A 10,646-nucleotide genomic window follows, 5' to 3' on the forward strand; every position below is an offset into this window, starting at 1 on the left:
CATGACCGTAGATGAAGTCCTTGCGCTGGCCATTGCGGGTGGTGTCTATCTGTATGTCGACGGTGACAAGCTCAAATACAAAGTTGCTGCGGGCGGACTGCCGGCTGACCTCGCAGTCCATTTGAAAGCGAACAAGGCGGCCATCATCTGGCGCTTAAACGGGACAGAGTCGGCAGGGCAATGGCCGTTGATGCAACAGGTCAACCGGGCACAGCCGCAACCGCTGTCCTACGCTCAGCAGCGTTTGTGGTTTCTGCATCAGCTGCGTGGTGCCAGCGATGCCTACAATATTATGCTTGCGTTCAGAACGGCCGGAGCTGTTGACGTGACGGCGCTGAGCCAGGCGTTGCAGGCGTTGTTGCAGCGTCATCAGGTGCTGCGGACTCGCTTTGTCTGGGACGGCGCTGAAGTGACGCAGACGATTGATACTGCGCCTTGGATTATCACGCCAGAATGGCTGGCCGATGAGGCGGCTTTGCGGTTACAGTATTTTGCTGAACAAAACTATCAGTTTGATCTTGCCGCTGAGCGGCTGTGCCGTATCCGCTTGCTGCAGCTTAGCGGTCAATCTGGTGCGGTGCTGCTGGCTTGTCTGCATCACAGTATTTTTGATGGCTGGTCTGGTGGTATATTTCTGGCCGAACTGGCGGCGCTATACCAGGCATTCAGTCGCGGCCAGCCTTCGCCTTTGCCTGAGCTGTCGCTGCAGTATGCTGACTATGCCAATTGGCAGCGCCAGTATTTGCAAGGACCTATGCTGGCCAAGCAGATAGCCTTCTGGGCTGGACAACTGGCTGGACTGGCTCCGCTGCAATTGCCGACGGACAGGCCGGGGCGACAGGAACAGGCACAGCCTGGTGATACCTTGGCATTTGCCTTGCCGGCAGCGTTGTCCTCTCAATTGACAGCTTTTTGCCAGCAGCAGCAGGTGACGCTGTTTATGACGCTGATCAGCGCTTTTGCCTGCTTGCTGAGCCGTTACAGCGGTCAGCAGGATGTCGCTTTAGGCACGCCAATCGCCAATCGCCATCAGGCTCAGACCGAAGGGATGCTGGGCTTTTTTGTCAATACGCTGGTGATGCGCTGCGAGCTGTCTGACCAACTGGATTTTATCGGGGTCCTGCACCAGATGCGTGACCGAGCGCTGGCAGCCTATGCACATCAGGATCTGCCGTTTGAAAAACTGGTTGAGGTGTTGAACCCGGAGCGTAGCAATTCAGCTTCACCGTTTTTCCAGGTGATGTTTGCGTTGCAGAACACGCCTCAACAGACGGATGCGTCGGCTGACCTGCAATGGTTGCCGCTACTATTGAAACCACAGCAGGCTGGCGAATACAAAACGGCGCGTTTCGATCTGACGTTGGTGATGCAGGATAGCGCGACCGGGCTGCGCGGTGAATTCGAGTACAATACCGCTCTCTTTGACCGTGAAACTATCGAACGGCTGGCCAGACATTTCCGTCGTTTTATCGAGCTGGTGCTAGCACAGCCGCGCCAGTTGGTCAGTCGTTATGATTTCCTTGATATGCAGGATGTGGCGTTGCTTTGCCCGGCAGCGCCGCCGCCTTTACCGTTGTTGGATGTGTCTCAGCTGCTGCTGGGCACTCAATGGCAGGAAGCGAGGTTGCAACTGACAGCGGCGCTGCAAGCTGCCGGGGTTGCCGCTGCCGAATGGGTTGGTGTGCGACTCGCCGATACGATGGATAAGATAGTCGCTATTGCTGCTATTCAGGCCTGTGACGCCTGCGCCGTGCTGATCCCAACGGAATTTCCTGCGTTACGGCAGCAGGCCATTATAGCTGACAGCTCATTGCGGCTGGTGATCGACGAACATGGGCTGACCAGCGGTCAGTCGCTGCCTGCGACCCGGCAGCAATCGGACTATTTGGCCGACAGGCCGGCCCTGATTCTGTATCCGCTACGCTATGACGGCAGGCTGTGTGCCCAGTCGTTGACGCAGGCACAGCTTGCCGCCGTGCTGGGTGGAGATTGTGCTGATTTAACGGCGCCGGCGGCCATGCTGTACGGCGTCGACTTGCCGGCTGAAGCGACTTTGCTGCATTCGTTGCGCTGCTTGCTGCAACGGATGACACTCGATTGCGAGCCGGCGCCGGCACAGGCCTATTTGAGTGCGTTGGCGCTGCAGGCTGTCACCCAGTCTCAACTGACCGCCGCCGATACTCTGACTATTACTGTGGTTGAACCTAATGGTCAGTTGGCGCCACCTGGGGTCGTTGGCGAGCTTTGTGTCGGTGCTGACCGACAGCGGACGGGCAAATCAGCCAGAAGGGCCAATGACGGCAGTTGGACCTTGGTCGCTGCCAAACCGGTATCGGCGCCGATGCCGGCTCTTGCCATCAAAGAGCGTCTTTGTGCGTTGGATACTGTGCAACAGGCTGCAGTGGTGGCGAGAAATACTGTTGCCGGTTTGCAATATCATGTTTATGTCGTTGCGACGGACTCAATTGCTGCGGTGGCAACTCAGCTGCGCAAAGGGCCGCACGGCCGTCTGCCGGACCAATGGCTGCGCCTGGAGTCTTTACCGTTGAATGGACAGGGAGAGGTATGCCTGCAAGCTTTGCCGGCTATCGGCGATCAGTCTCAACGGCTAGCGCCGGCCAATCAACGTGAAGCGGCGCTTTATCAAATCTGGCAACAGGTGCTTGGTTTTACCGATTTTGGCGTGACCGACAACTTTTTTGTGCTGGGCGGCGATTCTATCCTGTCGATTCAGTTGGTGTCCCGGGCCCGGTCACAAGGGCTGCAACTGTCAGTCAGCCTGTTGTTCGAGTATCCCACTATTCGCGAACTGGCCGCTCATTTGCTGTCTGCATCGCAGCAATTCGAGCAGGCGCCTGCCGTGGGGAGCATGCCTTTATTACCGGTCCAGCACTGGTTTTTTGCTGAACAGACGGCTCAGCCAGGATATTTTCACCAGTCGCAATTGCTAACGGTACCGGCCGACGCTGATCTGGCATTTGTACAGACTTTCGTGCAGGCCGTGGCCAGCCGGCACGATGCGTTACGGCTGATTTTTACGCCGGAACCTTATTTTGTTCCGCTGACGGCCGCTGTGCTTGGCACTATGGTACTGCAGCAGCAGTTACAGGGCTCGGACCGGCAGCAGTATCAGATACAGCTGGAGCAGTATGCCCTGGCGGTCAAACAGAGTTTTACACTGGCGGACGGTCCGTTGTTTAAAGCGGTGCTGTTCGAGGCGACAGACCCCAGCGACCGTTGCTTGCTGCTGGTGTTGCATCATCTGATAGTCGATGGGGTCAGTTGGCGGGTGCTGCTGTCCGACCTGACCACGGTCTATACGCAGTGGCGCCAGCAACAGCAGATAAAGTTGGCAGCAAAGACCACCAGTTATCAGCACTGGGCAATGCGCGTAGCCGACTCTAGCGCCGACGAGCAAAGGGATTTCTGGTTAGCTCAGTACCAGACGATGCAAATCCCTGCCGATCATCCGTTACCACAGGGAGATGCCAGCGACACATTCGGTGCGTCGCAGCAGGTGATGGTAGGCCTGACGGAGCAGGAAACCAAGGATTTGCTAGGCTGTGGCGGTGTTTACCGCACTCAGCTTCAGCACCTGTTGTTATGTGCATTACTACGGGCATTCGAACAATGGAACGGCTGTACCAGTCTGACGTTGCTGCTGGAAGGACACGGCAGGCAGACGGAACTGTTTGCCGGTACCGACCTGACCGAAACTATCGGTTGGTTCACGACGTTGTACCCTTTGACTTTGCAAGGCGGGCAGGCGGAACTGGGCGAGCAGATTAAATCGGTTAAAGAACAGTGTCTGCAGATACCGCACCAAGGCTTTGGTTATGGGGTGCTGCGTTATCTGCAGCAGGTGTTGCCGCCGCTACCGGAAATGGCCGTGGTGTTCAACTACCTCGGCCAGTTCGATCAGCAGTTTGGACCGCAAGCCTTGTTCGCACCGGTCGGAGCCAGCAGCGGCGCTGATTTTGCTGCGGACCGGGTCCGGCATTATCAGTTGGGTTTTAATGGTTCCGTGCTCAATGGCAGGTTGGTGTTTGTCATTGATTATTGCCCGCTGCGCCATCACAAGCAGACGATAGAATGGCTTGGCCAGCGCTTTACCGATGCGTTGCACCAGATTGTCCGGCATTGTGCCGTAGCTGGGCCGGCCCGTTTGACGCCAGGCGATTTTCCGCTGGCGAGGCTGGACCGCCCGACGTTGGATTTGTGGCAGCAGCATTATCCGACGTTGCAGGACATCTACCCGCTGACGGGAATGCAGCTGGGGATGTTGTTTCACAGCCTGCTGGATGATGAGGACCGTTCAGCCTATGTCACGCAGGTGTATGTGGATTTGGTTGGACATCTCGATTGCGCTTTGTTTGAGCAGGTATGGGTGCAACTGGTCAACCGTTATGCGGTATTGCGCAGCGCTTATCCTGACAGGGCCAGGGCCGAGCCTGTACAGCTGGTCTGTGCCGGGGCCGAAGTGACTTGGCAGCAGTTGGACTGGCGGCAGCAAGCGCACACTGAACAGTGTTTCGAACAGTTTCGTTTGGCTGATAAGGCAGAAGGGTTTGACTTTGATCAACCGCCGCTGATGCGGATGGCACTGCTTCGGTTGGCTGATCAGCGTTGGCGCTGGTTATGGACGCACCATCATTCGTTGCTGGACGGCTGGAGTTTTTCGTTGCTGTTCAACGAGATGCTGCAACGCTACCTGGCTCTGCGCCAGGGGTATACATTGGATTTGCCCGCCGCAGTACCGTATCGGGAATATCTGCGTTGGCTGCAAACCAGAGATCAGCAGCAAGCCGAGCGTTACTGGCGCGAGCACTTGAGCGGGGTCACCGCCGCCAGCCGTTTGCCGCTGGAGCCGCCAGCACATGGACAAACAATATCGCCTGGCTCTGCTCAGCTAAAAATGCAACTGAGCAGAGGCCGCAGTTCGGCGCTGGTCAGTGCTGCCAGGCATTACGGGGTCACGCTGAATACGCTGATGCAGGCGGCTTGGGCTAGGTTGCTGGCAAAATATACCGGCACAAGCACAGTGGTGTTTGGTCAGACCATAAGCTGCCGGCCGGCAGAGGTGGCTGGTATTGAACAGATGGTCGGTTTGCTGATTAACACCATCGCGGTACGTTTGGACGTCGCGACTAATCAGCGGCTGGCGGATTGGCTGCAAAATCTGCATCGGGCGCAGATTGAACGGGAAGAATTCGGCTATCTGCCGTTGCATACGGTCAATCGGCTGGCGGGGCTTGGCTATGGTCAAAATCTGTTCAACACCTTGCTGGTGTTTGAAAATTATCCGCAGCTGGCCACTGTGGCGAACCATGATGACTATGGGTTCACTATCGAAACGCTGGACACCAGCGAAGGGGCGGACTACGACCTGACGATGCGCATTGGCGCCGGTGCCGAACTGGTGCTGCATCTGGACTATCAGCCGTCTTTGTTTGCTGCAGGCGCTGTCGCTGAGTTGCTGGGGCACTTTGTGACTTTATTGCAGTCTGTGGCAGATGTGCAGCAGACCAAGGTAAGGGCGCTGGAATGTCTGAGCAGCCAGCAGCAACGGCAACAACTGCACGACTGGCAACCGCCGGCGGCAGCTTTTGCCGGGGATGTTCATCTGGCTTGGTTGTTTGAACAGCAAGTGGCAGATACGCCGGAAGCTGTGGCATTAGTTGCCGGCGGTTTGTCGCTGAGTTATCGCGAACTGAACGGCAGGGCGAATCGTGTCGCCCGCTATCTGCAGACTAAAGGCGTCGGGCCGGAGGTGGTGGTCGGATTGTGTGCCGAGCGCTCACTGGAATTGGCGATTGGGCTGCTGGCTATTGTCAAGGCAGGCGGCTGCTACTTGCCGCTCGATCCGCAATATCCGCAGCAGCGGCTTGCTGCGATGCTTGCACACAGTGGCTGCCGCTTGATTCTCAGCGAAAGCCATTTGCTTGAACAACTGGAATTGTTGCATCACCATCAGACGTTTGCGCTGGACCATCCGGTCTGCCAGCAATTGCTGCGAGCCTATTCGACAGACAATGTGCAGTCAGGTCTGCATGCCGACAATCTGGCTTACCTGATTTACACTTCGGGCAGCACAGGGCAGCCGAAAGGGATTGCGGTCAGCCATCGCAACGTTCATCGGTTGGTGCGTGGCGGTTTTGTCCACCTGGATGGCAATAGCGTTGTGCTGTGTGCGGCATCGCCGTCATTTGACGCCTTTACCTTTGAATTTTGGTCTACGCTGCTCGCTGGTGGTACCGCTGTACTGGCAGACTTAAACGAATGCGGTTTTACCGGCCTCGCGGTGCTGATTGGCCAATATCAGATTGACACGGCATGGCTGACGGCGGCTTTGTTCAACCGGGTGATTGACGATGCGCCGCAAACGCTGAGCGGCTTGCGCCAGTTACTGATCGGCGGCGAAGCCCTGTCCGTTGCCCATCTACAAAAAGCCAGCGAGCTGTTGCCGGCTACGATGTTAATCAACGGCTATGGTCCGACCGAAAATACCACCTTCAGCTGCACATGGCCTGTCGATCAGAACAATTTGCAGCATTGCAGCAGCGCGCCTATCGGCAAAGCGCTGATGCACAGTGCGGCTTATGTACTGGATGAAGATTTGCAGTTGCTGCCGGTTGGCGCTGTGGGCCGTCTGTATCTGGCTGGCTCTGGGTTGGCACGAGGTTATCTGGGGCAAAGCGGTCTGACGGCTTCGCGTTTTGTGCCTAATCCTTTTGCCAAAACGCCAGGTGAGCGGCTCTATCACAGCGGCGATTTGGCCCGTTACATGCCGGGTGGCAATATCGCTTTTGTTGGCAGGGAAGACCAGCAGGTCAAGCTGCGTGGCTTCAGGATTGAGCTTGCGGAAATCACCGCTGTGCTCAGGCAGCACCCAAGCGTCTGCGACTGCACTGTGCAATTGCAGACCGATGTGCTCGGACAACCCAGGCTGGTTGCTTTTGTCGTGCTGGATCCGAGCGCTGTACTACCGCAGTATCAGTCCCTATTAGCCGGGCATCTTGCGCAGAGTTTGCCTGACTACATGCTGCCGTCGGCCTGGCAACTGCTCGAACAACTACCGCTCAATGCTAATGGCAAGTTGGATCTGGCCGCTCTGCCGGTTATGGATTGGCAACACGGGGCTGAACAACATTATGTTGCGCCGACCAGTGAACTGGAGGCTGCTTTAGCCGAGCTGTGGCAACACAATCTGCAGCTGAACAGCATCGGTATCAACGACAATTATTTTGTCTTGGGCGGTGATTCTATCCGCTCCATTGCGTTGGTGGCGGCGGCCCAGCAGCAGAATATCTGGTTTTCGGTCAAGAACTTGTTTGACGCACCGACCATCGCCGCCTTGGCGCAGGTCATCATGGCTGGCCAGGCAGACCGGCTGGAAGCAACGCCACAAATAGCCGCCTTTTCTTTGCTCAGTGATGATGAAATGCAGTCACTGATGGGGCAGTTCAACATTGAGGTCTGAGCAGTATATGAACCACCAGAAATCACCAGCGGCAATTGAAGATTGCTACCCTTTGTCATTGTTGCAGCAGGGCATGATTTTTCACGGCCTGCAGCACCCGCACTTAAGCCTGTATCATGATGTGCTGTTGTACCGGCTGAACTTGAGCTGGCATGAAACTGCGTTTCGCGCTGTGCTGGACCATCTGATGGCCAGGCATGCCATGTTGCGTACTTTGTTCAATCTGCAGCAGCAGCGGCCGTTGCAGCTTGTGTTGAAACTAGCAGAGGCGCCGCTCAGTGTGCAGGACCTCAGCACGCTGTCGGAGGAGCAAGCGACACAGCGTCTGGACGAATGGGTACAACAGCAGAAAACGGCCGGTTTTGATTTCGCCGCTTTGCCCTGGCGTATGTGCGTGCACTTGCTCGGCGCCGACAAGCTGGTATTGGGACTGAGCTTTCATCATGCCTTGTGGGATGGTTGGAGTCTGGCCAATCTGGTCAATGAACTACTGACTTTATATGGTCAGTATTGCCGCACAGGTCAGCTCGGCAGCATGCCGCCGCCGCCGCAGTACAAGCACTTTATCTTGTGCGAGCAAAAAGCGCTGACCGACAGTGTGCAACAGGCACATTGGCAGCGCTTTGCCGATGCGGCGCTGCCCTGGTGGTCCGGAAAGCGCGAGCGCAGCAGCGCGCAGCACCTGTTGCAGATAAGTCAGGGACAAAGTGAGCAACTGGTCGCTTTGGCGGCAGCGCTGAGGGTTCAGGAAAAGAGCTTATGGCATGCGGTGTATCTATTGCTGTTGTCGCAGCTGTGCGGCACTGACGATGTGGTCGGTTCTGTGGTGGTGCATGGCCGGCCGGAGATAGTGGACAGTGATAAGACCATCGGTTTGTTTCTGAATACGTTGCCTGTCCGGATGCAACTGTCTGGTTTGACTTTTGCTCAACTGTTGCAATCTTGTGAGCGTCAGCTTGGAGAGCTTCAATGGCTTAAGCATTTTCCACTGGCGGCAGTGCAACAGCAAACCGGACTGGATTTTTCCGCTTCCATGTTCAATTACACCCATTTTCATGTGTATGGCGAACATGGCAGCGATGCGGTGATGGCCGGCGGCAGCACTTTTGAAGAAACCAATTACCAGTTGGCATTTCAGCTGGCCAGAGCGCATCACAGCGGCAGTTATCAGTTGCATTTGTGTCTGGACCCAGCGGTATTTGACCACGGAATGGGTCAGCGGTTGCTTGGTTGTGTGACGCAGATCCTGACGGCCATGCTGGCCGACGCAAACCAGCGGCTGGATCGAGTGGTGTTGGTTGAACAGGTGCAATTGCAGCAACTGGCTGCATTCAATCAAACCGCCGTTAACGTCGAACGTCCTGCGCTGGCGCAGTGGTTTGAACAGCAGGTGAGGCAGACACCGACGGCTATTGCATTGGTGTCGGCAGCACAAAGACTGGATTATGCTGAGCTGAATCGCCGGGCGAACCGGCTCGCGCATCGACTGATAGCTGTCGGGGTGGGGCCTGATGTTCCGGTAGGTTTATGTCTTGAGCGGTCGGTGGAAATGTCGGTGGCGGTGTGGGCCATTCTTAAAGCTGGCGGTTATTACGTGCCATTGGAGCCGTCCTATCCGGTTGAGCGTTTGCATCAGTTGATTCGCAGCAGCAATATCGCTGTGGTGGTGGCGGCTGCTGGCGCCTGTGATATTGTTACAATGCCGTTGTCGGTTCAGTTGCTCGACGTGCAGGCAGCAGGCGGAACGGACGAAAATCCGGTGGTGCCGCTGAGCGGCGATAATCTGGCTTATCTGCTGTATACCTCAGGCAGCACCGGGCAACCGAAAGGAGTGGCTATCTCGCAGACGGCGTTGCTGAATCGGCTGGATTGGATGCAGCGGCAATATCAGCTGACGGCAGCAGACGCAGTGTTGCAGAAAACACCGTTCAGTTTTGATGTCTCGGTTTGGGAACTGCTGTGGCCGCACCTCTGCGGAGCCCGGTTGGTGATGGCCCGGCCGCAGGGCCACCTGGATCCCGACTATATGGCGGCAACCATCCGTGCTGAACAGATTAGCCTGTTGCATTTTGTCCCATCGATGCTGCAGGCATTTTTGCAACATAATGGCTGGCAACATTGCGACAGCGTCAGACAGGTGATTTGCAGCGGGGAAGCTTTGAACCGGGCTCTGGTCAGCGACTTTTATGCCAAAGGCGGTCGTCGGCTGGACAATCTTTATGGGCCGACCGAAGCTGCCATCGATGTGACGGCACAACATTGCGCCGCCGCGGAACAGGGGGCTGTCGCGATAGGCAAAGCGATCCAGAACGTGGCGCTATACATTGTCGATGAGCATTTGCGGCCATGTCCGCTGGGCTGCAGCGGCGAATTGCTGATTGCCGGTCTTAGTCTGGCCCGCGGTTATGTTGGTCAAGGTGCCAGAACTGCTGAGTGTTTTATACCGAACCCTTACGGCGAGCCTGGTAGCCGGTTGTATCGCACCGGTGATTTGGCTTGTTATCTACCGGATGGTAGCATTCGGTTTATGGGGCGGCTTGACCAGCAGATAAAATTGCGTGGGATGCGGATTGAACCGGCAGAGATTGAAGTTGTGCTTTGCAGCATGCCTGCGGTGACGGCTGCCGTTGTGCTGGTCAGTAAAGACGCCGATGCAGAGCTCAAACTGATAGCTTATGTGGTTAGCCAGCTCACGGAATCGCAATTGCGAAGCGCATTGGCGGTACAACTGCCAGCGTATATGGTGCCGGCCGCTATTGTTCGACTGGACGCTATGCCGCTGAATGCCAATGGCAAACTGGACCGCAAAGCTCTGCCGGCGCCGGTATGGTCACCGCAGGTTTATCAGGCGCCGCAAAGCGATATTGAGCAACGGCTGGCGCAGGCTTGGGCTGCTTTACTGCAATTACCGCAGGTCAGCAGGCTAGGGCATTTTTTTGAACTGGGTGGTCATTCTTTGCTGAGCATTCAGCTGTTATCGCGGATCCGCCTGCTGTTCAAGGTGGAACTGTCCATCGACATCCTTTTTAGTAAACCCAGACTTTATCAGCAGGCGCAGGCCATTGAACGGTTGCTGCTGCTGGACGGCCTGGACGATCAATTGTTGGAAACGATGTCCGAAGCTCAAGCTGCGGCATTGCTAGAACAGTTGCAGGCAGACTGAATA

At 56.3% G+C, this 10,646-nt stretch carries 2 protein-coding genes; both read left to right on the plus strand.

Annotated elements, in window-relative coordinates; genetic code table 11:
- Position 1: 1 nt before the first annotated feature.
- Positions 2–7,480, plus strand: a complete 7,479-nt coding sequence (locus A5320_RS19580; protein WP_068069238.1) for a non-ribosomal peptide synthetase — start codon at positions 2–4, stop codon at positions 7,478–7,480.
- Between the two features lie 7 nt (positions 7,481–7,487).
- Complete coding sequence (locus A5320_RS19585; protein ID WP_068069243.1) at positions 7,488–10,643, plus strand: non-ribosomal peptide synthetase; 3,156 nt, start codon at positions 7,488–7,490, stop codon at positions 10,641–10,643.
- Positions 10,644–10,646 lie beyond the last annotated feature (3 nt).

Source organism: Rheinheimera sp. SA_1 (genome assembly GCF_001669775.1).
Classification (GTDB): domain Bacteria; phylum Pseudomonadota; class Gammaproteobacteria; order Enterobacterales; family Alteromonadaceae; genus Pararheinheimera.

Bases quoted from the DNA above. Each gene is read 5' to 3' on its own strand.
- A5320_RS19585 (WP_068069243.1), top strand. From the start codon at position 7,488: ATGAACCACCAGAAATCACCAGCGGCAATTGAAGATTGCTACCCTTTG.
- A5320_RS19580 (WP_068069238.1), top strand. From the start codon at position 2: ATGACCGTAGATGAAGTCCTTGCGCTGGCCATTGCGGGTGGTGTCTAT.